Source organism: Rhizobium leucaenae USDA 9039 (assembly GCF_000426285.1).
GTDB classification, from domain to species: Bacteria; Pseudomonadota; Alphaproteobacteria; order Rhizobiales; family Rhizobiaceae; genus Rhizobium; species Rhizobium leucaenae.
In genome coordinates, this window is sequence record NZ_AUFB01000046.1 from 1 (window position 1) to 23295 (window position 23295).

Below are 23295 nucleotides of genomic sequence, written 5' to 3' on the forward strand. Positions count from 1 at the left end.
ATACCTCTCGCTCAAGCTCGACGATCCGTCCTTCACGGCCCCGGTCTACGCCTCCCTGGTCCAGGGCGACAAGGGCGAGCACAAGCTCATCTGGTCGCGCTGACCAGCACATCGGCGCTCCGCTTCACGGCGGGGCGCCTCTTCCACACCAGTGGAATTATGCGGAGCAGAAGCCGCCGCTATCGTCGAGAAATCCAGCCTTCAGCGATCAGCACTCCGCATAATCACACTCTCAGCATAATCGACGTTGCCTGCGTAGATGCGGAAGTGCGGGCCCTTGTCGGAGGGGTTTTCGATGCGGGCGATGCGGGCCTTGACGTTGAGGGCGAGCGTGCGGATCGATCCGTTGAAGCCGGTTTCGGAGGTGGTGAAGGTGCCGATGGTTGCCATTGTCGTATTCCTTTGCTGTCTCGGGCCGCGCCCATCGCGGCCTCGATGGCTGTCGCAAGGATCGGGGACGATCGGTCCGCACCCGTAGGGCCGAAATGAAATGGCGGGCGGCCAGGAGAAGCTTTGTTGCTCCGCGAGGAATGAGCGCATCGCGCTCAGCGGAAGAAAGTTTCGCAAGGCCGTTGCGGGAAGACGATCGAGGCGAAGCCGGTCTTCGATCAGACATGCCTCATCGAGCCCGCGAAGGACGTGGCTTGCTGCAGTGCTCGAAGGGATATGGCAATGGCAGCCCGTCCCCGGTGCCTGCCCGGACGCTACAACGATCAGTCCGCTGTCTTGTCCACATGCCTAGCCCAAACCTCGCAGAACCACCCAGCGTGAGGGCGTTGCATTGCCCGCTCCGCGCTATCGCGGCGCCTCGCGAACCGTCGCCTGAGGATCTATACGTCAGCAGACAAAGCCGTTTATCGTCGAAATCAAGCCGTCCCGGAAGCTCAAGCCGATCGACCGGACAACCTCGATCTGGGGCAAACTGGACCTCGCGGCTGATCGTGACGCGCCCCCCGACCGACGGGCAAGAGTTGCCGACCGCTGGCGAGGCCAACGACCGGCGCTGACAAGTCTTCACGCGACGAGCCGCTCGTCGGCTGCGGCGAGCTGCAGCGAATGCAGGAACGCTACGGCCCGTTGCGCATGCGCCGACGCCTGGAATATCGCCCGTCTGTCGTCGGTCAGGACCTTAAGCCAGGAGTCGAGGTAGGAGGCGTGATCGGGGCGGGGCTCGAGCTCGGGAACAATCCCGAGATCGGCGCAAAGGAAGCAGCTACCGAGCTCCGCTATCAGTTCCTCGCGGGCTCGCTCGGATTTGTCCTTGGCATAGCGGCTGAGGTCGCGAGCGAGGCGGTGGGCCGGCGCCGTCCAGTGCGTGACCTCGTGGCTTAAAGTCGCGTAGTAGCTTGCCGCATCCTTGAAGCTCTCAAATGGTGGCATCTGGATGAGATCGGCGGCAGGCGCAAAGAAGGCCTGGTTGCCGCCATGGCGGATTGCAGCGCCGGTGTCGCGGAAGAACCGATCGGCATGCCCAACCCGTTCAACCGGATCGAGAACCGGTGCCGGCCGGTGATGATACTGGTCGGGAAGTCCGTCGATCTGTTCGACGTTGAAGACGCTGTAGGCTTTCAGGAAAGGGATCTCCCGCTCGACCTCGCCGCCGTTCCCGTCGGTTTCGGACTTGGTGAATCGGCTTGCGAAGACGACGGTCGTGCCGGTCTCGCCCTTGCGCACTGCGCCGCTCAGTTCCAGGGCCTGCTTGAACGTCATCCATGTGGATGACGTATAACCCCGTGTGATACCCTCCGACCATAAAAGCAGCACGTTGACGCCAGAATAGGGTTGCCCGTTGTAACGCAGCGGGCGGGTAATGTGGCCTGCCGTGTTCGCCGAATTCCATGGTTTCATCCAGGGCCGCACGCCTTTCGCCAGGTCTTCGATGATCCTGTCGGTGATGCGGCTGTAGAGATCGCCCCGCTGATTTTCTGTCTTGCTCATATCCAAACCTCCGTTTCAAGGCCGCGCCCGTCGCCGCCCGTTACGGAGGGCGAAAGCAGGAGCAGATCAGCCGGTGGATGCACCGGAACAGCCGCAACGCAGTGGAGGACGGCGAAGCCGTTGCATCCGCCGGCGGCTCCTGCAGACCCGACGAAGGAACGGGCGGCGACGGGCGTGCCATCGGCTTCATTTCTTTTTCCTTGCTGGCCGGGTTCGCAAAACGACAACAGGCCGGTCCCGCCATGGAACCGGCCGGCTCGAGTTGATGGAAAAGGCGGGGCCGGAACCCCGCCGGAAGTGGCTAGTCGAAGGCGGAGATCTGCGCTTCGGCAGCCTTGCGGTCGAGCGCGCGGCCCGGTTGTTCGACGGGACGGTCGAACGGTTTCCAGCTCTCGCCGATCACCTGGACATAGGCGGCGACGGCGCCTTCCGCCGCCATTCTGAGCGAATGGGCCTGTATGCCCATGTCGGCGGCAAATTCGCGCTTACGCTGGGCGGCGCTGTCATAGCCGACGGGACCGTCGAGGTCCTCGTCCCGGGCATCGTTGGCGGCCTTGGCCGTGGCATCGCGTGCCTCGGTGACCGCGCGGCTGTAGAACTGGCCGGCGCCATGGGCGGAGCCGACGTAGGCGCCGACGATCCGTTGCAGGTGGATCTGCATGGCCTTGTCGCCAAGGCCGTCGCCGAGCGCGTCGGCTGTCTCCGTGACGAGCCGCTCGTGCAGGTCGCGGATGCCGTCGCTGTCGATGACGGCGGTTCCGAAACTCTCGGCGATCTTCAGCGCCTGCATGGCGTCGGGGCAAGTCAGCCGAACCATGTCGACGGTGGCGCCTTTGCGCAGTTGCACGACACGCGTGGATTGCCGGGATGAGGGAGTGGACTTGGCCATGGTCGTTTCCTTTCGAGGTCGTCCGAAGCGGCTCCGGCCCCATGCCGGCTTGCCCTTCGGTGCGGTCACCCCGGACCGGCGGAAAGACGGGCGCCTCAAGGTCCGGCCCCTCCTGGACGAGCGGAGCCGGTTTGCGTGCGAAGAGGGCAACCTGTCCTCGATAAAGCACGCAAGCCTGCTCCGTGAAGGACGGCGGGGTCCGGCCGCTCCGCGGCGCGATAGCGGCCTGGAAGCGCACGGCCGCCGGTTCAGACCGCAGCAAAACGAAGGGCAATCCGGCATGGGGAGGAAGGTGACGTCCTCAAATCAACGACAGGCGCTCCCACGAAAGGCTGGTGGCGCCGAGGCTGCGCTCGCCCTCCTTGCGGATCAGCCGGCCTCGGCTGTTACGGGCCTCCTCCGCCCCATCAGCTGCCGGGCCGGTCTGACCGGTGGGCTTCCTGACCTCCGGCATCCGGCAGTGGACGCTGTGCACCTTGCCCTCGCGATCGCGGTACAGTCGCCTTTGCCTGGCTTGCCGTAGACGCGTTCGGCTTTCTTCGGCAGGTCCGGCTGGCCCCAATTGTTGACTTCGACGATGGTACCCTTCTTCGGCACGTTGCTCGCCATCCATTCCTGCTGGGCGCCAAGCAACTCTTCGACATTGGTGGTATAGCGATTGTCCTCATCGGCAGGGCCGAACAGGTCCTCCGCCCACTCGATCCCATAGGCCTGGCGCAGATCGTCGCCGAAGCTTGCATCACGTGCATACATACGGGTCTTTGTGAGACCGTTGGCGATCTGCCACCAGGCCGCCGTTCGCCTTTCTTCGGCTAGTGGGCCTTCCAGACCTCTTTTTGCTCGTCGTGCGAGGCGGCCGCAATCGTTCTGAGCCGCTGCTCGTTCGGCATATCGCCCTTGGCTATCTGATCGAGCATGGAGGGCAAGAGGTTTGCGAGCAGACGAAGCTTGCGGATCTGGCGGACGGGAAAGGCAAGCGCTACGGCGACCGCCTCCTCGGTCCAGCCGAGCGCGACCAGCCGCTCGATGCCGCGCATTGATCGATGGGATTAAGGCACAAGCTATATTCTCGGTCATCGAGCGCATCGCGCCGTTGTCGTTGGCCACCGCGACCACGACCACGTCGATTTCCTCGATACCGGCGGCGATCGCCACACTGGTGGGGCGGTGACCGGCTTCGATGATGTAACCGTTGCCGCCGGCTTCCGGGAAATGACCGGCGCTGGATCACGCCGACGGCCTTGATCGTCGCCAAGCAGGGCGTCGGCCTGGGGCGTCGACTTCGACTGGCGCGTGTTGTCGGGGTCGTCCTTTAACGCACGCGGATCGACCTTCATCAATTGCATGGGATATTCCTTTTCGAGGATTGGACAGGCCTCTGCCTGTCCTTCGCGTCTTCATTCCTTCCGAAGACACGACCCGAAGCGCGGAGCGGGCAGCCGGGTGCAACTGCGGCCGAGCATCGCTGCCGCGAAGGACGAGCGGAGCTGACAGCCCTGCGAGGACCAGTGGCCGCCATTGCGAGCGGCGCGGTTGAGCGTCAGCGACGCCCGGCTACTCGATCTGCGAGTAGTCTTCCTCCATCTTTTCTTCCATTTCCATTCGCCTATCCCTTGCTCTCTCACCACAAAGCTTGGAGGATGCGGCGAACCAAAACGTGCTGATGGAGACCCGTACTAAACGTCACTTGGCGCTTTTCTTGGCAGAAGGTTGTTTGACGCGGATGCGCAGAGGTCTGCTGTCCGAATGGTCTATCTCGAACGCATTTGTCTTCTTCACGAGGTCGCTGAGCTTCCTGAATCCATATGTTCGGGGATCGAAGTCTGAAGAGAGGTTCGCAAGCTGCGTTCCGACTGCGCCGAGCGGCACCCAACCATCCTCACTCTCCATCTGCGCGATGACCTTTCTGATGATCGGCGCCGCTGCACTTGGCGGCTGGAGCGAAGGAGTTGCCTGAGTAGCATCGCCACCATTTGTAGGCGCTGAAGAGAGGAGGTTTTCAGTGTAGATAAACCTCCGGCACGCCTGGCGGAAGCTTTCGGGCGTTTTCTGCTCGCCAAAACCGAACACATCGATGCCTTGCTCACGGATCCGAGAGGCGAGGCGTGTAAAATCGCTGTCGGAGGAAACAAGGCAAAAGCCGTCGAAGCGCCCGCTGTGGAGGAGGTCCATGGCGTCGATCACAAGTGTGATATCAGAGGCATTTTTACCGGTCGTGTAGGCAAATTGCTGCTGCGGAATGATCGCGTGCCTGGCAAGGACGTCGATCCAGGCTTTCGAGCGAGCGTTTGCGAAGTCACCGTATATGCGTCGGACGCTCGCCTCGCCGATTTTGGCTATTTCCTCGAATAAGCCGTCAACGATCTTGGCCGACGCATTGTCAGCGTCAATTAGTACAGCAAGTCGCGGTGAACGTGTTTCAGGCATTCGATAGCTCCAATCTGTCCTAATGGACCGAAGACCACAAGATGGACAAGGGGCCCATGCCTCACAAGCCCGAAAGTGTCAGATGCTATCGGACCACGCGCAGTTTGCTGGCAAGGGGAGTCGCGTCAGGATCGTGCGCGGATAAATCGTCGGATGACCTGAACAAAAAAAATGGGCCAGCGAAAACCGCGGCCCATGAAGCGTGAAGGTCAATAAACCTCCAGAGGGGAACAGCTGCTGCGGCGGCACTGGGAGGAAATCCGCCATGTGCATCAGCTGTGTGCACTATGATTAATTTTTGATCGGAAGGAAAACATTTATTGTGCAATGCAGCTATGCGCGTGCTGCACCGCCACGGACGACCCATCGAGACGGGCTTGATCGTCAAGCGGCGTCAGACGTCCCCGCCGTTTCCCCGCGCGCCGCGGTCGCCAGGACCTCATCGACCTCCCGAACCTGTTGGCGCTTGTCGGAAAGGTCGTCCGCGAACGCGAACATGCCGCCGTCGCGCGAGCGATAGGAGACAAGACCGCCGCTCGGCCTCGTGCAAGCGATACCGATAGCGCTCCTGCGCCTCATCGACACCGTCGAGCGCATGCTCGAGCCGTGAAACCGCGCCGAGCGGCGTCATGGTGACGGCAAGATCGAGCTCCTGGGTTGCGCCGGTGCGCTGCAGCAGGGTTGTGTAGTGATAGCCGTCGATTGCGGTAACCGCCATACGTCGCGGCATCGGCGCTGCCGCGCGCAACCAGGTCGCGCACAGATGCGATCGGCGCGGGGAGGTGGCGCAGTTGGACCGGCAGCTTGGCGGCGACTTCGTCGTACACCTTGTCGGAGAGGTCGCAGTAACCGTGGAAGTAACGGATCGCCTCGTCGATGCGCAGCGCGAAGAACACGTATGTCACCGAGCCGGTGAGGAATTCCCGCATCGCGAACAGCGAGCCGCGGATCCAGAGCGGCGGCAGGATCTCGAACATGTAATCGTGCTCGGCCTCGGGGATTTCGAACCATTCGCCTGCATAGAGCGGAGTTGCGTCACGGTCCCGACGATCGGGTCGCTGGACGTGGCGGTCGAACGTGGGAAACATCTGCTGGCGGCTTGCGACGCCCTGAAACACTTGCGGAGGGAAGAGGCCATTTGCGGCTCCTTGCGCGGGCGGACCAAGCGCGGCTCAGTCCTCTCGACCCTGCCATCTTCTTCAGTCCTTCGTGATCCGTTTCCTGCCGCCGGCATCGCGACCTCCCGCATCCAGGGCTGGCTTTAGCCGGGAGAAGCCTCCCTTGACGCGGCCGGCTCGCCTGCGGCACGCCTCTTCCTCTTTCGCTTCTTCCTCCAATTTCTGTTTCTCGCTGCCCCGCTTCGGGCGTAGCTTCTGAACTTCGTTCCAGTCTTCTTGTGACGGGCGAAGTCGCATCCAGTCGCATCCCGCCTCCTCGGCAAGTGCGCGTAGTCGCTCGGCAAACATCTCGCCTTGTGGGTTGGCGTCGGTGGCAGCGACAAGCTGGACGTTGGGGCCCGACGCAAGCCTGCGGAGTGCCGCGGCCGTGGTCGGCGACCAGCCGCCGCCGGTGCTGAGGTAGAGTGTGCCGTCTCGCAGGCCCTCGATTGCCGCAAGGCTCATCGCGTCGATCGCAGCTTCCGTGACGGCCAGTCGCACCGCTGCACGCGACCCCAGACGAAAGAGAACCTTCGTTCCTCCCGAGGCGAACCCGCGGTATTGCGGACCGCGCGCCTCCCAGCCTGTGACACCGCCTGCCTCGTTCGTATGGGCGGCCCACATGGTGCCTTGCGGACCTTCGCGAAGAAGGTTGCGTTTGATCGCCGAGCATAAAAGAACCGTCGGCAGGCAACGCACGTCCTGCAGGTACCGCCATGTTGATGAACCCCGCCAGGGGCGGCGGCGCGCCTGCCAGCGATCGCCAAGCGGAAGGTCGGATTGGCCGTCCGGAATGCCAGGCTGCCACTCAGCCTTGGAAATATGGAAGCCTATGAGGTCCGCGACCTTTGCGACGCATGCCGAAAAGCCAACACGGTCAAGGTGCTCGACCAATCCAAAGATATCGCCTTTCGCATCGCTGAGCGGATCGAACCATCCACGCCCTCCATGCGTCACGATGATGATCTCACTGCCGCGGCGGTACTTGACCGCCCGCCGGGTGCTTTCCTTGACGTCAATGGCAAACCCGTTCTTATCCAGCACGGCGGCGCAGCTTACCTTGTCGCGAAGCGATTCTATTTCTCTTCTCTCCATTTTCCTTCCGATCGCGAAAGCGATCGCCTCCTGCTCGTCAGTTCTATTCATCGGCCACTTCAGCGGCCGCGAAGAGCAAAGGACGCAAGGGCGCGGCTGGCAATTTGGTGAATCGTGCAAGGTCGACCGCGGCGAAGCCTCCCTTGCGGCCTGCCGCTCGCTAGCGGCACGCCGCAGGCCATGCCGCCGGCTCAATGCCAAGGCGTGTATTCATGGACGATCTCAAGATCGTTCATCGGCGTCGATTGCGTCGGACGGCAGGACGCCGTTATCCGCCGTCGACGGAGAAGAGGGTGACCGGGACCATCAGGTTGCGGGAGAGCTGGAAAGCGTGGGACTGGGCGAGTGAGAGATTCGTGCGACATGTGAGTGGTTCCTTCGGAGCGGCCCAATTCCCGCTCGATCACTCCACAAAAGGCCCGCCCGGGGAGGGCGCGATCACCGCTGCGCGACGCGGAAGCGGCCGCAGCATGGCTAGCGGACCGCTCGCGGGTGGAAGATCCGGAACCGGGCCAGGACTCCATCAACAGAGAGCGGGATTGGACTGGTTAGGGAGGTGCCTCACGCAACGACGCTCGACTGCATCGACCAGGTCACGATCTGCGGCCTGCGGTCTCGAAATGCCGGGCGGATTTCATCGGCCGCCTGCCTGCGCGATGCCATCGTATCGACCGGCTTATGGCATATTTGAACTCGGTGATTCCCCTGATGAGAGAGGATTGAGATAGCCAACGATATCAGCATCGGAATGTCTTTGTTCTTAGCTTAGAGGATGGCCGGGAACAGAGGTTGCCGACTTCTATGAGGCCGCTTTTGGTGCCCAACAGATCGACTTTTGCAATCTGGATGGCGCTTTGGCGGGCTTTGCAATGCGCTTTGGCGCAATGCCCGTTGCAGTCGCTGGATCCAATCCCCGGCGCGAGCAACACCCTTCTTACGGCGGCCCTTTTTCCCGAAAGCGCTGGGCAGTCAGCGCCATTTTCACGATCAACGTGATGACATTGAGCAAACCGCCGGCGCGGTGTGACTGCCGGAGCGATTGTCCGCGATGAGATAGAGACGGACATTTCTTGGCCGCCGCGAGGCCTCGATCTTCGATCGTTCGGCCCGCTCTGGGCGCTGGTCGAACGAAGGGCAGCGCGCGTCTGGAAAGCCGCCCAAGCGCTTTCCACATCGGTCGCGTTCGTCATCAGCCCAGCGATCAAAACTTTTCGATCAATGTTTATGAGATGGCCGAGGTCATCTCGTCTTTCGGTAGGTCCAAAGTTGTGCCGGCGGAATGTTGCGCATCATGAAAGCCAGATGACGGACCTCGTATCCGGCGGGAAGCGCGACGACTGGAGAGAGCAATCCATAGGTGATTTGGACGACGGGCCGCCCTGTCGGAATCCGTTCGAGAAGATCGAGGATCAGCGACAATCGCTTTGAAGGCGGCAAATGAAGGAGGGGCACAGCGGAGATGACGCAGTCGAACTTTGCACCTCGCTGAGCGCCCAGAACGAGATCCAGCGCAAAGGCGTCTCCACATCGAACGTCGACCTCGGGAAACTCCTGCTGAAGATGCCGACAGAACTCGGGCGAATACTCGATGGACAAGAGCTCCTTGGGCCCAACGCCGCGCGCCAGGATCTGTTTTGTGATTACGCCGGTTGCCGGACCCAGTTCAAGGACAGGAAGGCTGGAGAAAGGATCGATAACGCTTGCCATCTTCTTTGCCGTCGCAACGGAAGTGGGCGTTATGGCGCCTACCGCTGTGCGGTCGCGCTTCCAGCCCTTCAGGAACGCGATCTCATCCTTGAACTTCAACCCCAGCCGCTGCCGCACGCCCATTTTGCCTCCGCTTTGACACCCGATCAGAATCATGGGAGCGACAAACACCGTCAAAATGCGACAAATGCAAGCCCGGCGGCGGCATTTTCAGCTCAACATCGCCTTTTGCTCATAAAAGAAACCCGCGGCGAGCACCATTCACTACCAAGCCACGCCCTTTGGGCGCCTTGGTTCTCCGGTTCAGACCGGCATACTTCGAAAGAAATGCCAGCTTTACCATATTCTCGGGAGTTCCATCACAGTTAAAGCACACTCACAATGATCGCTGAGGGCTCCCCGATCAGGCTGTCAACGAACCAATCAATTCGTCACGTCTCCAAAAGCGAGCGACATACGATTTTGTCGGAATACGTCGACGCGGCGCACGGGCGAGGAGCCATGCCCCGACATTTTGATGATATGCCGTTTTTGGTGGCATGAAATTTGTACGAAATCAGTCGTGGAGGAATGCACCACGACATTCGATCCGAGGTTGGGCATCTTCTATGTTTAGCAGCGCGGCAACAATTGCAATCGAATCTGTGGCTTTCGGCAGGGGCAGTGAACCGCATGCGGCACGAAAAGCCTCCTCTGACAATCTGGTCGCAAATTTAAGGGCGCGACCAAAGCTATTCCCGCAAAGGGGTATGAGGGTATGAGCGCAAAGATTTTTCCGGATTGGAAGAAAACCAGGTTTTGTAGCCTGGTTAAACGAATTGTCACCGCAAGTTTCAGCCTGCTGCTGCTGACCGGGGTGGCACAAACCCAAGCGCTGCCAAAACTGAAGATCGATCGCAACGCGATCTCGGTGTCGGGCCTATCATCGGGAGCGTTCATGGCCTCGCAGTTGCAGGTCGCGTATTCATCAAGTTTCATGGGAGCCGGCATTGTCGCTGGTGGACCTTATTTTTGCGCTATGGGCAATCTCACCTATACGGGAATCTGCATGGGCCAAGTGCCGCGCGTTCCTCCAAATCCTGCGATGTTGTTCGCTGCGGCGGAAACGTCTTCGCGGATCGGCGCCATCGACCCGCTTTCCAACCTTGGATCAAAGAAGATTTACATTTTCAGCGGTACGGCCGATACGATCGTCAAGCAAAGTGCCGTCGATGCTAGCGTCCAGTTTTTCAAATTGGCCCGAGTTCCCGATTCAAACCTCGCCTATGTCAGCAATTACCCTGCCGGTCACTCGTTTGTTTCGAAGGTCTTCGGGAATTTGTGCCCGACCAACGCAACGCCGTACATCAACGAATGTGTGAACGATCCCCCAAATACTGCCAACGACAACAATTACGACCAGGCTGGCGCGATTTTGCAGTTCATCTATGGCAAGCTTAACCAGCCGGCCGCCAAACCAACTGGGAAGTTGAGGGCGTTCGACCAGAAACTCTACGGGGCCGCCAACCCGGTGTCGAGCATGGCGGATGTGGGGCATGTCTTTATCCCCGACAGCTGCGGCAAGCCTAGGGCCAACTGCAAACTGCATGTTTCCATCCATGGCTGCCGCCAATCGCAGCAATCGATTGGGGACGATTGGTATACCAAGCTCTATCTGAATAACTGGGCGGATACCAACGGTATCATAGTGCTGTATCCGCAAGTCAATAAGTCACTCCGGAGGCCGTATAATCCCCGGGGTTGTTGGGACTGGTGGGGCTTTACAGGCAGCAACTATGCGATCAAGGGTGCTGTCCAAATGGACGCCATTATGAAGATGATCGCTGCTCTGGGCGCCCTCTGACGGCGAAGCGCCAAGACACCTGCAGTTATCGCCGTGGCGACATCCGTTCTCCTTGGGTGGACCGAGTGTTACCACACGCGGGCATCATAACCGCGTTGCGCCTTGGGGCCGAGCTTAACCTTGACCATATTGGCGAGATTCGACGCCCTACGGCATCTTCTCCCGAGCGTTCGAAAGGAATTTCACTTCAGATTACCATCGTTCGAGAGATCGAACGTGACGACCTTCTGCGCATGGACAAAGAGGTTCTTATGAGTTTCTACGCGCGGCATCGGAATGAAAATGACGCGCGAACTGTAATCCATTTGGCATCGCGCCAACCTATCTCGGTTTTGATTTTTGCGGTTTTAACACGATGGTGAGATTCCAAAGCTCTCGAACGTCTAGATTTCTAACCGTATGAACTTATAGTGATTGTTTGAGTCACTCCCGCTCGAAAAGTCTTGCGCGCCCTCTTGACCCTACCTCGCTAGCTACCCATTTCATCTGTCGTCGACGCCAAAAAGAGTCGACTACGTCAGGGGCGCCGAGCTTCTTGGCGTTCCTCGTATCTATGTTGCTCCGTGGAGGATGTAGCTATGAGAACAAACCTCGATCTTACCCCTTTCTATAGGTCCAGCATCGGCTTCGACCGCATATTCGATCTTCTCGAAAATGCCAGCGTTAACGCCGACAAGTGGCCGCCTTTCAACATCCTAAAACTCGGCGAAGACACGTATCGCATCGCGATCGCGGTGGCAGGTTTTGCCGAAAGCGAACTGACGATCACCCACGAGGCAAAAATGCTCGTGGTGAACGGCGCGAAGTCCGAGGACGACGAAGCACTGTATCTGCATCAAGGCCTTCCCGTAAGGTCGTTTGTGCGCAGATTTGAGCTGGCTGATCACGTGATCGTCGAAGGAGCAAAGCTCGAAAACGGGCTACTCCTCATCAATCTCAAGAAGGAAACACCTGTGGAGATGAAGTCGCGTCGGATTGCCATCCAAGCCGAGACTGCCAAAGCCGCTTCAAAGCAGATTGAGGGCGCCAAAGCCTAGCGTGATGCGCACCTGCTTACTCCTCGGCTGTTCCCGAACCGCCAAGGACGTCATCGCACGACAGGAGAAAAAAACCGAAGAAAGGATGATAGTCATGAGTGTACGTGACCTGATCCCATGGAGCCGTGGCAACAGCCAGGTTCCGAACGTCTATCGTGGCGACGACATAGACCCGTTCCTGTCGCTTCACCGCAATGTCAACCGTCTGTTCGACGAAGTCTTCCGCAGTTTCGGTCCGCCATCGTTGTTTGGTGGCACATCGCCGATTGGCGCCGAGTGGCCGCACGTAGAGATCAAGGAGAATGACGACGAAATCCGAGTGATAGCGGAAATTCCGGGCATCGATCCAGAGGATATCGAGTTGCTGCTGAAAGACGGCGTGCTTACGCTTCGTGGTGAAAACAAGTCCGATACCGAGGACAAGGATCGCGGGTTCAGCGAGCGTTATTACGGACGCTTCGAACGGCGACTGGCTTTGGGTCGCCAGCTTGATGAGAGTAAGGTCGCCGCAACGTTCAAGAACGGCCTTCTTACGGTGACGCTGCCGAAGACCGAGAAGGAGCGAGCCAACGTCAAGCGGATCGCCATCGACAACACCGAATAATACCGACAGCTGCAAGCTCGCCGGGTACAAACGCACCCGACGAGCTTCGGCAACGGCGACGCTGTCTTACGGTCGCGATCGAAAATACCATCCCGGGCGCTGCGCTTTTGGTCGCAGCGCCAATGGGCACTTAGTGGGTAAGCAGAGGTGGAGGCGGGAAGTCCAATACATTGCTCGTATAGCTTTCGACCAGCGCACTGAACGGAGTGCCGTCCTGAAGCTTCAGCACTGCATGATGTTCGAGAAGAAAGGGCGGTAGTATAAGAGATCCCGTTGCGGGTGTCGGTAGTTCCTTTTCCACGTCCCATCCTTCTGGAAGAGGGGACCACAGCAAATTGGAAGATAGATTTGTGCGGGTGAATTTAAGAGATTGGACGGCTCTGCCAAAGGCAACGTCGCTCGTATTCAACGCTTTATTCATGTCCATTGTCAGCCTTGCCGGAACATACCAATTGTCAGCCTCAGAAAGGACGCGATTGCCGCAAACGAGGCGGACATGTCGGTAGGCGATGGGCTCGTCGGGGCCGACCGCCAGAAGTTCTCGGATGCGGCTATTGACGGGCTTGTCTCTCCCGCGTACCCGCTGTGCAACGATCTTAGAACCTTGCGGTGCGAGATTGTGTCCGGCACACCACCGGTCGAGCGTCAAAGTGGCACTAGCATTACTCAGGAGAGTTGCATTCAAGGTCTGGAGAATCGCAAGCGCCTCAATCCGTGCCGTTGGCGTGTTTGGCCATTGCACCGTGGTGAACGATTCCTGCGCCGATATGCTATGCGCGGCCAGCATGATCGCAGCAGCAGGTGCAAATGCGATAACCCGTATAAACTTCCAACAGTAAATTGACACGAAAAGTCATCCTTTGTGCGAGTTTGATGAGCGGTCGAGACGATATTTATTGCCAGGGAGGCTTTCCCACAAGAACGCTCGAAGGTGACTTCTAAAAGGCTGTGTGAGCGGACCTACCGTCCCGCTTTCAAGGTTTCCGTAGATACCTGGCACCAATGATGGCTGCTGAGCGCATCATGACGGACGTTACCTCTGCCTTGGGAAACCGGCCGGTTTATGTCCGAGGCGGCACCCGTCGTCCCAGCGTGAAAACCGATGCGGCGATAATCCATGACGTAAATGGGTGCGATCCAAAGAATCGATTTTTCCAATAAGTCGAGTGCCGTTAGAACGCGCTGAATTTGGCTTAGCGCGACAGCACGACGGTTTTGCCACGGAGTTCTGACGGAATGATAGCCGTCATGGCGATCAAGGAGTGAAGCAGCTTCGCTCACTCCAGACTGACGGACTAGGTGAGTGCGTTGTGGCCGATATGCGAAAACGCGGAGAATGTATGTGCGGGATTGTGGGTATTGTCGGCCATCATCCGGTTTCGGACCGGTTGATAGACGCATTGAAACGGCTTGAATATCGTGGCTACGATTCGGCAGGCGTCGCGACGATCGACGGTGGAGCGCTCCATCGCCGGCGCTGTGAGGGCAAGCTCCTCAACCTTGAAGCAAAGCTGAAAGAACTGCCCCTGGCGGGCACAATCGGCATTGGCCATACGCGCTGGGCAACCCATGGCGCGCCGACGGAACGCAATGCCCACCCACATTTTAGCGACGGCATCGCAGTCGTCCACAATGGGATAATCGAGAATTTCGCCGAATTGAAGGATGAGCTGACCGCGGCCGGCACCGAGTTCCAAACCGACACCGACACGGAGGTCATCGCGCATCTCGTGGCAAGACTTCGCCGGGACGGCATGGCCCGGCGCGAAGCTATGCATGCGATGCTGAAGCGCGTCCGAGGCGCTTACTCGCTGGCTCTGCTCTTCGAGGAGGACCCTTCGACCATCATGGCTGCCCGGAATGGCCCGCCGCTCGCGATCGGTCACGGAAGCGGCGAGATGTTTCTCGGATCGGACGCGATTGCGCTGGCGCCCTTCACTAACGAGATCACCTACCTGATCGACGGCGATTGGGCGGTCATCGACAAGACTGGCGTCCGTATCTTCGATATCGACGGAAAGGTCACCACCCGACCGCGGCAGATCTCGGTGGTGACGGCCCATATGATCGACAAGGGCAACTATCGCCATTTCATGGAGAAGGAGATTTACGACCAGCCGGAGGCCATCTCCGATACCCTTGGCCATTACATCAACTTCAGCGACAATCAGGTGGTCGCGGCTTGGCGCGACACCGTCTTCACCAACGTGCAAAGCTTGGCGATCTCCGCCTGCGGCACTGCGTACTTGGCCGGACTAATCGGCAAATACTGGTTCGAGCACTACGCACGTCTGCCGGTCGAAATTGATGTCGCCTCCGAATTTCGGTACCGCGAAATCCCGTTCTCGCCACAGGTGGCAGCTCTCTTCATCTCACAGTCGGGCGAGACGGCCGATACACTTGCTTGCCTACGCTATTGCAAGGAGCACGGCTTGAAGACCGGTGCAGTCGTCAACACGCCCGAATCGACGATAGCACGAGAGTCCGACACTGTGTTCCCGATCCTCGCCGGACCGGAGATCGGCGTTGCGTCTACGAAGGCCTTTACATGCCAACTCGCCGTATTGGCTGCGCTCGCGGTTGCTGCCGGCAGGGCGCGTGGCACCCTTACGGAGAAGGAGGAACAGACACTGGTCGCCCGGCTTGCCGAGATGCCGCGCGTCATTGGGCAGGTGCTCAACAGCATCCAACCCAGGATCGAACTTCTGTCGCGTGAATTGGCAAAGTGCCGCGCCGTGCTCTATCTTGGCCGCGGAACCAGCTTCCCTTTGGCCATGGAAGGCGCCCTGAAACTAAAGGAGATTTCCTATATTCACGCGCAAGGGTATGCTGCCGGCGAACTGAAACACGGTCCAATTGCTCTCATCGATGAGAACATGCCGGTTATCGTGATCGCACCACACGACCGCTTTTTCGATAAGACCGCTTCCAACATGCAGGAGGTTGCGGCCCGCGGCGGACGGATCATCTTGATCACGGATGAGAAGGGCGCTCGCGCCTTGAAGCTCGACACGATGCAAACAATCGTTCTTCCAAATGTGGACGAGATCATTGCGCCGATGATCTTCTCGCTGCCGGTCCAACTACTCGCCTATCATACGGCCGTGTTTGCGGGCACGGACGTCGATCAGCCGCGCAATCTGGCGAAATCAGTCACCGTCGAATAGGTCATCGTTTCCGTAAGGGACGAATGACAGAGTTTAGATGACTTATAACTGCTGAGCATTTGGAGATCGACATGCCGCAAACGAAGATATTTGGCTTCTCGGGGAACATAACACGACCGTCCACGACGCGCACATTCGTCGACCATATCGTCGGGCAATTGGCAATCAAAACGCGAGCGGTGGCGCAGTCCTTCGATGTCGATGACCTTGGACCTTCACTATTGGCGGCCAAACGGCTAGACGACCTCAGCGCTCAAGCACGCGGGGTCGTAGACCAAATGCTGGAGGCAGACGTCCTGGTTGTAGGCTCACCCACCTACAAGGGCAGTTACACCGGCCTATTCAAGCACTATTTCGATTTGCTCGATCCAACATCGCTGAGGGGCAAGCCTATCATCATCGCTGCGACGGGCGGAGGCGAGCGTCATTCGCTTGTCGTCGAGCATCAGTTGCGCCCTCTGTTCGGGTTCTTTGAAGCGCTTGCGATGCCGACCGCAATCTATGCCACCCGTAATGACTTCGCCCACGGGGAGGTGATTTCCGAGGCCATCCGCATGCGTGTAGGCCGGGCTGTCGAGGAAGCAGCATACGCAATAGGATGACCAGACGCAGCAAACGTCGGCGCAACAGGCTCTATTGTCCCACGCGAACCTTAAGAGGCGATTTAGCGGTATTCACCGCCTCGAAGACAACGTTGACTCTGTGTTTCCCTGGTCCAATCGGATGCCAGTGTCCTCAAAACGCTAGCCTCTCCCCGGCCGTAGGTGGTCTTGTTATAGTTGGCGAGTGCGCCCAATCCTGGCTCAATCCAGCAGCTGATTGGCGATCTCTGACGGAGTCGCCGACAAAAAACTGCTGCTTTGGACGGCGGAATAGCCCGACATCACTGGTGTCGCCAAGATGTTTTGAACAGTTGAGTTTTGTCACCTTCGAGACCGTCAGGCATTTCAACTTTGCACCACAACAGCCGACATTTTTGACGCCACGGTTGAGCGCGGACACCCGTGAACTGCGAGGAATTGCCATTTGAGAAAACCGTGTCTTCTACTCGCTGCCGTTCTTGTCTGTGCAGCACTCCAGTTTCCCTGCGCCAATAGCATGGCTGAACAGGCGGCCGCACCCGCTCTGACGGTTTCTCTGACGGCGCCGGCAATACGGGACTGGCCGGAGACCGTTCCCGCGAGCGGCTGGTTGAAGCCCTGGCAGGAAGCAATCATCGCGTCCGAAACGAGTGGCCTGCGCATCACCGACGTCCTGGCGGATGTCGGGTCCGTGGTCACGAAGGGGCAGACGCTGGCCCGGCTTTCGCAGGAGAGCGTGCTGGCGGACCTTCGCAAGCAGGAGGCGGCTGTCGTGACTGCCAAGGCAAATCTGACAAAGGCCAAGGCGAATGCGGATCGTGCACGCCAGCTCAGCACTTCGGGGGCCCTCGCCGACGAGAAAATCACTGGATATCTGGCCGACGAGCAGACGGCGACGGCAAGCCTGACATCCGAGGAAGCCGCGCTCGACAGTGAAAAGATCAAGCTTGCGCAGACGACTATCACCGCCGCCGACGATGGCCTCATAACCTCGCGTTCGGCCGATCTCGGCGCCGTCGTCTCCACCGGCACCGAGCTGTTCCGCATGGTGCGCCAGCAGCGTGTCGAATGGCAGGCCGAAGTATCGGCGCGTTATCTGCCGCGCATTTCGGAAGGCTTGAGCGTTAGGATCAACGGGCCGGAAGGTCACGTCATTGCCGGCAAGGTGCGGCTTGTCGGACCCTCGGTCAGCACCGACACCAGCCGGGCGATCGTCTATGTCGCGCTTCCCGCCGACATTCGTCCGCGGACCGGCCTCTACGTCACGGGCAGCATCGAGTTGCAGACCACACCGGCGCTCACCGTCCCCGAGACCGCAATCGTGTTCCGGGATGGCATCAGCTACGTCTTCACCGCCGGCGAGGACAAGCGGGTGCGACGGGTCCGCGTCGAAACCGGCCGCCGCAACAATGGTGAAGTCGAGATCGTCTTCGGCATCGATCGGTCGTCGAAGGTCGTGACGTCAGGCGGTGCCTTTCTGTCGGACAATGACCTCGTGAAGATTGCGGAGAAGAACTGATGAATTTCTCCGCCTTCTCGATCCGCAATCCCATACCAGCGATATTGCTGTTTGTGATGTTTGGATTTGGTGGGCTTTGGGCATTCAAACAGCTGGCGGTTCAGTACTTTCCGGATATGGACCTGCCGACCATCAGTGTCACCGCCACGCTCGACGGCGCTGCGCCGACGCAGCTCGAGACGGAGGTTGCCCGCACCATCGAGGATAGCCTCACCTCCTTGAGCCATCTCGATCATATTCTCACGACGATCACCGACGGCACCGTCTCGACCAAGGTATCCTTCAAGCTGGAGAAAGACAGCGAAACGGCCCTCAATGAGGTCCGCAATGCCGTCGATAGCGTCAAGGCCGATCTGCCGGCACAGATGGCGACGCCGATCATTACGAAGGCCACCGTCCAAAGCTCCGCACTTGTCACCTATGCCGTCCGCTCGACCGCTCTCAACGAGACCGAACTCTCCTGGTTTGTCGATAACGATCTGACCAAGGCACTGCTATCGGTCCCGGGCGTCGGCCAGGTCAACCGCATCGGCGGGATCGATCGCGAGGTCCATGTCGATCTCGATCCTTCGACGATGGCGTCGTTCGGCGTCACCGCCGCGACCGTATCAGCGCAGTTGAAGGCCGTGCAAGCCGACAAGTCTGGCGGCCTTGGCGAAGTCGGCGGCACGCGTCAGACATTGCGCACGCTCGGCGCCGTAGAGTCGGTCGAGGCCCTGAGGGAGCTCACTATACCGCTCGCTAACGGGCAGCAGGCCCGACTCGACGACATCGCCTCGGTCAAGGACAGCTTCGCGGAGCGCACCTCGATGGCCTATCTCGACGGCAAGCCGGTGATCGCCGTCGAAATCAAGCGTTCGAACGGGTTTTCCGACAGCAGCGTTTCGGCTGACGTTAACACGGCAATGAAAAATTTCGCAGCGTCGCATCCCAATGTGCAGATCCATGCAGTCTACAGCCTGATCGGGTCAATTCTCGGCAATTATGACGGCGCGATGCACATACTGTATGAGGGTGCGATCCTGGCGATCGTGGTTGTCTGGCTCTTCCTTCGGGACTGGCGCGCGACGATCCTGTCGGCTGTGGCACTGCCCTTGTCGGTCATACCGACCTTCCTGGTCATGTACCTGGCGGGCTTCAGTCTGAACGTCGTCACCTTGCTGGCGCTGTCGCTTGTGGTAGGTATTCTCGTCGACGACGCCATCGTCGAGATTGAAAACATTGCCCGCCACCTGCAGATGGGCAAGCGGCCGATCGATGCCGCGATGGAGGCGGCCAACGAGATCGGGCTGGCCGTCATCGCCACCACCTTCACGCTGGTCGCCGTCTTCCTGCCGACGGCATTCATGAGCGGCATACCGGGCCTCCTGTTCCGTCAGTTCGGCATCACCGCCGCTGTTGCCGTCGTTGCCTCGCTTGTCGTTGCGCGTCTGCTTACCCCCATGATGGCAGCCTATTTCATGAAGGCTCATCCGTCGGAGCAGAAGGATGGCCGAATCATGCGCGCCTATATGGCGCTCGCGAAGGCTGCCCTCGATCACCGGAAGACAACAGTGGCCGTGACTGCCGTCGTCGTTGCGGTTTCGCTTTCCGTTATCCCCCTCTTAAGAACGGGATACCTGCCAGCCGCTGACGACTCGCGGACGCAGATCACGCTCACCCTGCAGCCCGGCGCCACTGTCGAGCAAACCGACGCCGCAACCAGGAAGGCCGCAGATATTCTCAGTGAGATTCCCGACGTGACACATGTGTTTGCGGCTATCGGCTCGGGATCCTCGGGCGGTGGTGCGACGGTCGCCAGGAGCAGTGTCGGGTCTGCCGCGATCGTCGCCACGCTGACGCCGATTGATGAGCGCGACCGCAAGCAGTCGGAGATCGAAAACGATATCCGGCAGGCGCTCTCCGTCCTCCCCGGAGTGCGTGTGGCGGTCGGTATCGGCAACGGTACCAAGCTCGAGTTCACTCTGGCCAGCGACGATGCCAGTGCGCTCGATAGCGCAAGCACGGCGCTCGAGGAGCAGTTGCGCACGCTGCATGGCATCGGTGCGGTGACATCAACGGCCGCAAGGCAGGCGCCGGAAATTCAGATCACGCCCGACTTTGCGCGCGCCGCAGCGCTCGGGGTAACGTCGAATGCGATCGCCAGCGCCGTGCGCGTGGCGACAAATGGGGAATATTCCTCCGACCTGCCGAAGCTCAACCTGCCGCAACGCCAGATCCCGATCGTCGTCCGCTTCTCGCCGGAAACGCGCACCAGTCTGGATGATATCAAGACCATGCGGGTGGCCGGCACCAATGGCAATGTCGATCTCGGATCGATTGCCGATGTCCGCATCGGCGGCAGCCCTTCGGAGATCGACCGTATCGACCGCATGCGCAATGTCACCGTTTCCGTCGAACTCAACGGCCGCATTCTGGGCGATGTCAACCGCGAGGCGAAGGCGCTGCCGGCTCTCCAGCATCTGCCGCCAGGCGTTACGCTGGTGGAACAGGGCGAGTTGCAGCGCAGCTCCGAGCTGTTCCAGAGCTTCGCGCTTGCGATGGCGATCGGTGTGTTCTGCATCTATGCGGTGCTCGTCCTGCTGTTCCACGATTTCCTGCAGCCGCTCACGCTTCTGATGGCCCTGCCGCTCTCGCTCGGCGGCGCGCTGGTGCCGCTGGTGGTGACGGGCACCAGTTTCTCGATGCCTGCCGTCATCGGCCTTCTCATGCTGATGGGCGTTGTGACGAAGAACTCCATCCTTCTCATCGAATATGCGATCATGTCACGTCGCCGAGGCATGTCCCGGTTCGATGCGCTCGTCGATGCCTGCCACAAGCGGGCGCGGCCGATCGTCATGACCACCATAGCCATGGCCTCGGGCATGCTGCCGGCCGCGCTCAGCCTGTCGGGTGGGGATTCCAGCTTCCGGCAGCCGATGGCCATTGTGGTGATCGGAGGCGTGATGATATCAACGCTGCTCAGCCTCATCATTATCCCGGTCATCTTCACCTTCGTCGACGACCTGCAAAATTTGCTCAAATCGTTCAATCGCCGAGCGCTTCGACGCCATGCGACCTGCGGGCGAGAGACGGAGTTCAGTAATTTGCCAGGCGATCTCGGCGGCGATACAGGGAAATCCCTAGAGATGACTCCATCTCAGCATAAAGTCATCGAACCCACACCTTGATCGGGACTGGAGGCGTTTTTGGCAAACGCTTCTCGTTGTCGATCAAATCACGCGAATTCCAACCCTCGGCCTGTCATTGATATTGCCTCCTGCGGTCAAGTGCGAAGCTCGGCGCCTTCTTTGTTGCGGCAGTCGCGCGTGTGGATACTATGCGCGGCAGCAGATAATGCATTTTAATTTTAGCCTTTCAGTTGAGGCGGAAGAGGACATCATTGCGATCGCCGAACAAGGTGTAAGCATGTTCGGATCCACACAGGCGAGGCGATATCATGATGACTTGTTCGCTGTGCTTGACCTCATTGCCGCCAACCCGCGAATGGCACGTGAGCTGGAAGAGATTTCGCCACCGTTAGAATTCATCCGTTCGAGGCCCATCCTATTGTCTACAAGATCGAGGAAAACGGAGCAATTTTCGTGATCCGAATACGCCATAGACATGAAGACTGGACCGGCGATCCTGTCTTGGACTCACTGAGTAGACCAACATGCATCATTGTGTGAGAGGCGTTACGGTCGGGCTGTGACGCATGTCAGATCAGCTACATCGCCGTTATCCTGTGCTTTTTCTCCTGATTTTTTGGAGGAGATGGCCTAACCGATTTGCCGGACAGCAGTCTGGAGAGTTCGTTCTAAGATAACGTCGGGGACTGAGTGACGCAGCAGTTCGATTTGTTTGTTTCAAGTGAGACACCTTCCGCGAAGGCAGCTGCTTCATTGCCTGCCAAGCGCCAACGGTCAGCTGCTTTAAGTGAGGACGATATGGTGCAGCAACTCCAGGCGACCGGCCGATATCGCATCCTCAAAAAACTCGAACCGCGTGCCATCGCAACGGAGGCGCGGCCCGGATTCCCGTTGAAGTGAGGTGGCTCCTGATCGAGGCTCGCCCGGGCAAAGGAACCTTCGTTCGCGAGGGGCCCGCAAGTCCCGCCGAGGTTGTCGACCTATCTTGGCAATCTGTCGCGCTTGGAGCTGCGCGGGGAGACGGTGGTTTTTTGGAAACTTCATTGACGCTTCCACCAGCCGACGGCTTGATCTTGAGCATGGGCTACCTGCCGCCTGATCTACAGGCGTCTGGCCTTTTGGCACACGCGCTCCGTCGAGCCGCAGGTCGTGTCGATCTTTGGGATAGACTGCCGATCGAGGGTCTTCAGTCATTGCGGGCGTGGTTCGCGCGCGAGATCGGAAACGGCGCCGTGTTCTCACCCCACGATGTCATCATATGCAACGGCGGACAGGCGGCGATCACTGCGACGCTACGGGCACTTGTGCCGCCTGGACGTCCCATTCTTGTGGAGACGCCGACCTATACTGGCGCTATGTCGGCTGCCCGGGCGGCGGGTCTTGAAGTCATTCCCGTAGCCATTGACGAAAACGGAGTGCGACCGGAACTGCTGGAGGACGCCTTCGAACAGACGGGGGCCCGGGTCTTTTACAGCCAACCAACCTTCTCCAATCCTTCGGGCGTCGTCATGTCGAATGAGCGGCGAGCTGCTGTCCTCGACATTGCTGCAAAGGCAGGCGGGCGCCTTCATCATCGAGGACGACTGGGCGCGCGATCTCGATCTGGCAGGCAACGCACCGGCTCCGCTTGCGACGGCTGATCGCCATGGACACGTTGTTTATATTAGGTCCCTTGCCAAATCGGCTGCACCCGGTTTGAGGGTCGCAGCCGTTATCGCAAGGGGAGCTGCCCTGGCACGGCTGAAGGTGGCTCGCGCGAGTCAAGACTTTTTTGTTTCCGGTCCCTTGCAAGCGGCGGCTTTGGCCGTTGTCTCCGCGCCAAGATGGAAGCCTCATCTCAAGGCCGTCCGCGCTGCCCTAATCGAGCGGCGCGATGTCCTCGTCGGGGTGCTGCGCGAGGAAGTTGGGGATTGCGTGACGTTCCAGGTCCCGACCGGAGGCATGCACCTTTGGCTACGCTTGCCGGATCACGTCTGCGATGTCGCACTCGCTGCAGACCTGGCCCGGAACGACGTTATCGTTGGCGCTGGTCGCCCATGGTTTCCTGCGGACCCAGAAGGCTCTTTCCTGCGGCTAACTTTCGCAGGCCACCCCACCACTCTTGTTGAGGGCGCAAAGCGCCTCAGCCAGGCTATTAAACACAAACTTTAATCTTGGATAACGGAAGGAATAGGGGTTAGTCCGCTGCGCGAGAAGCGGC

At 59.5% G+C, this 23295-nt stretch carries 20 protein-coding genes and 3 pseudogenes; 12 read left to right on the forward strand and 11 right to left on the reverse strand.

The window, feature by feature from the left end; translation table 11 throughout:
* Positions 1-103: DUF736 family protein (locus K290_RS36820; protein WP_154668699.1), on the forward strand; the 103-nt coding region annotated here is incomplete at its 5' end.
* A 110-nt stretch (positions 104-213) separates the two neighbouring features.
* Here the strand turns inward: K290_RS36820 and K290_RS35425 are convergent.
* The 9 genes and pseudogenes from K290_RS35425 to pmtA all read right to left on the reverse strand — a co-directional run.
* A pseudogene (locus tag K290_RS35425) lies at positions 214-390 on the reverse strand (DUF736 family protein); the annotation flags it as partial.
* A 624-nt stretch (positions 391-1014) separates the two neighbouring features.
* Complete coding sequence (locus K290_RS0130695; protein WP_028755179.1) at positions 1015-1938, reverse strand: ArdC family protein; 924 nt, start codon at positions 1936-1938, stop codon at positions 1015-1017.
* Between the two features lie 301 nt (positions 1939-2239).
* The gene (locus tag K290_RS0130705) at positions 2240-2827 is read right to left on the reverse strand and encodes a hypothetical protein (RefSeq protein WP_004119792.1); all 588 of its coding nucleotides are present in this window, start codon (positions 2825-2827) and stop codon (positions 2240-2242) included.
* Positions 2828-3209: 382 nt separating this feature from the next.
* Positions 3210-4173 (reverse strand): annotated as a pseudogene (locus tag K290_RS35430) (ParB N-terminal domain-containing protein); the annotation flags it as partial.
* A 337-nt stretch (positions 4174-4510) separates the two neighbouring features.
* Positions 4511-5254, reverse strand: coding sequence for an NYN domain-containing protein (locus K290_RS0130720; RefSeq protein ID WP_004119790.1), 744 nt, complete (start codon positions 5252-5254; stop codon positions 4511-4513).
* A 384-nt stretch (positions 5255-5638) separates the two neighbouring features.
* The gene (locus K290_RS38125) at positions 5639-5833 is read right to left on the reverse strand and encodes a hypothetical protein (protein ID WP_028755183.1); all 195 of its coding nucleotides are present in this window, start codon (positions 5831-5833) and stop codon (positions 5639-5641) included.
* Positions 5830-6342: a DUF1419 domain-containing protein gene (locus K290_RS0130730; protein ID WP_210305302.1), complete on the reverse strand. Its 513-nt coding sequence runs from the start codon at positions 6340-6342 to the stop codon at positions 5830-5832. Before K290_RS0130730 ends, K290_RS38125 begins: the two co-directional genes overlap by 4 nt.
* A 111-nt stretch (positions 6343-6453) precedes the next feature.
* Positions 6454-7557, reverse strand: a complete 1104-nt coding sequence (locus K290_RS0130735) for a DUF3991 and toprim domain-containing protein (RefSeq protein WP_240535449.1) — start codon at positions 7555-7557, stop codon at positions 6454-6456.
* Positions 7558-8745: 1188 nt separating this feature from the next.
* Positions 8746-9336, reverse strand: a complete 591-nt coding sequence (pmtA, locus tag K290_RS0130740) for a phospholipid N-methyltransferase PmtA (protein WP_004119780.1) — start codon at positions 9334-9336, stop codon at positions 8746-8748.
* A 634-nt stretch (positions 9337-9970) separates the two neighbouring features.
* Between pmtA and K290_RS0130745 the strand changes: the two genes are divergently transcribed.
* Entirely contained in the window at positions 9971-11056 is a 1086-nt protein-coding gene (locus K290_RS0130745) for an extracellular catalytic domain type 2 short-chain-length polyhydroxyalkanoate depolymerase (RefSeq protein ID WP_004119777.1), read from the forward strand.
* A gap of 182 nt (positions 11057-11238) precedes the next feature.
* Here the strand turns inward: K290_RS0130745 and K290_RS38810 are convergent, their stop codons facing one another.
* Positions 11239-11361: a hypothetical protein gene (locus K290_RS38810; RefSeq protein ID WP_276307826.1), complete on the reverse strand. Its 123-nt coding sequence runs from the start codon at positions 11359-11361 to the stop codon at positions 11239-11241.
* Positions 11362-11634: 273 nt separating this feature from the next.
* Between K290_RS38810 and K290_RS0130755 the strand changes: the two genes are divergently transcribed.
* Both K290_RS0130755 and K290_RS0130760 read left to right on the forward strand, forming a co-directional pair.
* Positions 11635-12093: an Hsp20 family protein gene (locus tag K290_RS0130755; protein ID WP_004119775.1), complete on the forward strand. Its 459-nt coding sequence runs from the start codon at positions 11635-11637 to the stop codon at positions 12091-12093.
* 94 nt (positions 12094-12187) lie between these two features.
* Positions 12188-12697, forward strand: a complete 510-nt coding sequence (locus K290_RS0130760; protein ID WP_004119772.1) for an Hsp20/alpha crystallin family protein — start codon at positions 12188-12190, stop codon at positions 12695-12697.
* 130 nt (positions 12698-12827) lie between these two features.
* Here the strand turns inward: K290_RS0130760 and K290_RS0130765 are convergent, their stop codons facing one another.
* On the reverse strand, positions 12828-13544 hold the full coding sequence (locus K290_RS0130765; RefSeq protein WP_004119769.1) for a hypothetical protein: 717 nt from the start codon (positions 13542-13544) through the stop codon (positions 12828-12830).
* A gap of 493 nt (positions 13545-14037) precedes the next feature.
* On the opposite strand from K290_RS0130765, the gene glmS reads away from it, so the two are divergent.
* From glmS to K290_RS39045, 8 genes and pseudogenes are all read left to right on the forward strand, one after another.
* Positions 14038-15864, forward strand: coding sequence for a glutamine--fructose-6-phosphate transaminase (isomerizing) (glmS, locus tag K290_RS0130770; RefSeq protein ID WP_004119766.1), 1827 nt, complete (start codon positions 14038-14040; stop codon positions 15862-15864).
* 71 nt (positions 15865-15935) lie between these two features.
* Positions 15936-16466 (forward strand): FMN reductase, encoded by a 531-nt coding sequence (gene msuE, locus K290_RS0130775; protein WP_004119752.1) that lies wholly within the window; start codon positions 15936-15938, stop codon positions 16464-16466.
* 424 nt (positions 16467-16890) lie between these two features.
* A complete protein-coding gene (locus K290_RS0130785) occupies positions 16891-17964 on the forward strand; it encodes an efflux RND transporter periplasmic adaptor subunit (protein WP_004119747.1) in 1074 nt (357 codons plus the stop codon).
* Positions 17964-21134 carry an efflux RND transporter permease subunit gene (locus tag K290_RS0130790; RefSeq protein WP_004119743.1) on the forward strand — a complete coding sequence of 1057 codons (3171 nt, stop codon included), beginning with the start codon at positions 17964-17966 and terminating at the stop codon, positions 21132-21134. The genes K290_RS0130785 and K290_RS0130790 overlap by 1 nt, the downstream gene beginning before the upstream one ends.
* A gap of 166 nt (positions 21135-21300) precedes the next feature.
* Positions 21301-21635: pseudogene (locus tag K290_RS0130795) on the forward strand (type II toxin-antitoxin system RelE/ParE family toxin).
* Between the two features lie 150 nt (positions 21636-21785).
* Complete coding sequence (locus K290_RS37570) at positions 21786-21995, forward strand: hypothetical protein (protein ID WP_135488292.1); 210 nt, start codon at positions 21786-21788, stop codon at positions 21993-21995.
* Positions 21996-22138: 143 nt separating this feature from the next.
* On the forward strand, positions 22139-22735 hold the full coding sequence (locus K290_RS38615; RefSeq protein WP_092576572.1) for an aminotransferase class I/II-fold pyridoxal phosphate-dependent enzyme: 597 nt from the start codon (positions 22139-22141) through the stop codon (positions 22733-22735).
* Positions 22638-23246 carry an aminotransferase class I/II-fold pyridoxal phosphate-dependent enzyme gene (locus K290_RS39045; RefSeq protein ID WP_376766902.1) on the forward strand — a complete coding sequence of 203 codons (609 nt, stop codon included), beginning with the start codon at positions 22638-22640 and terminating at the stop codon, positions 23244-23246. Before K290_RS38615 ends, K290_RS39045 begins: the two co-directional genes overlap by 98 nt.
* Positions 23247-23295 lie beyond the last annotated feature (49 nt).

Bases quoted from the DNA above. Each gene is read 5' to 3' on its own strand.
- K290_RS0130695 (WP_028755179.1), bottom strand. From the start codon at position 1,938: ATGAGCAAGACAGAAAATCAGCGGGGCGATCTCTACAGCCGCATCACC.
- K290_RS0130705 (WP_004119792.1), bottom strand. From the start codon at position 2,827: ATGGCCAAGTCCACTCCCTCATCCCGGCAATCCACGCGTGTCGTGCAA.
- K290_RS0130720 (WP_004119790.1), bottom strand. From the start codon at position 5,254: ATGCCTGAAACACGTTCACCGCGACTTGCTGTACTAATTGACGCTGAC.
- K290_RS38125 (WP_028755183.1), bottom strand. From the start codon at position 5,833: ATGAGGCGCAGGAGCGCTATCGGTATCGCTTGCACGAGGCCGAGCGGC.
- K290_RS0130730 (WP_210305302.1), bottom strand. From the start codon at position 6,342: ATGTTTCCCACGTTCGACCGCCACGTCCAGCGACCCGATCGTCGGGAC.
- K290_RS0130735 (WP_240535449.1), bottom strand. From the start codon at position 7,557: ATGAATAGAACTGACGAGCAGGAGGCGATCGCTTTCGCGATCGGAAGG.
- pmtA (WP_004119780.1), bottom strand. From the start codon at position 9,336: ATGGGCGTGCGGCAGCGGCTGGGGTTGAAGTTCAAGGATGAGATCGCG.
- K290_RS0130745 (WP_004119777.1), top strand. From the start codon at position 9,971: ATGAGCGCAAAGATTTTTCCGGATTGGAAGAAAACCAGGTTTTGTAGC.
- K290_RS38810 (WP_276307826.1), bottom strand. From the start codon at position 11,361: ATGGATTACAGTTCGCGCGTCATTTTCATTCCGATGCCGCGCGTAGAA.
- K290_RS0130755 (WP_004119775.1), top strand. From the start codon at position 11,635: ATGAGAACAAACCTCGATCTTACCCCTTTCTATAGGTCCAGCATCGGC.
- K290_RS0130760 (WP_004119772.1), top strand. From the start codon at position 12,188: ATGAGTGTACGTGACCTGATCCCATGGAGCCGTGGCAACAGCCAGGTT.
- glmS (WP_004119766.1), top strand. From the start codon at position 14,038: ATGTGCGGGATTGTGGGTATTGTCGGCCATCATCCGGTTTCGGACCGG.
- msuE (WP_004119752.1), top strand. From the start codon at position 15,936: ATGCCGCAAACGAAGATATTTGGCTTCTCGGGGAACATAACACGACCG.
- K290_RS0130790 (WP_004119743.1), top strand. From the start codon at position 17,964: ATGAATTTCTCCGCCTTCTCGATCCGCAATCCCATACCAGCGATATTG.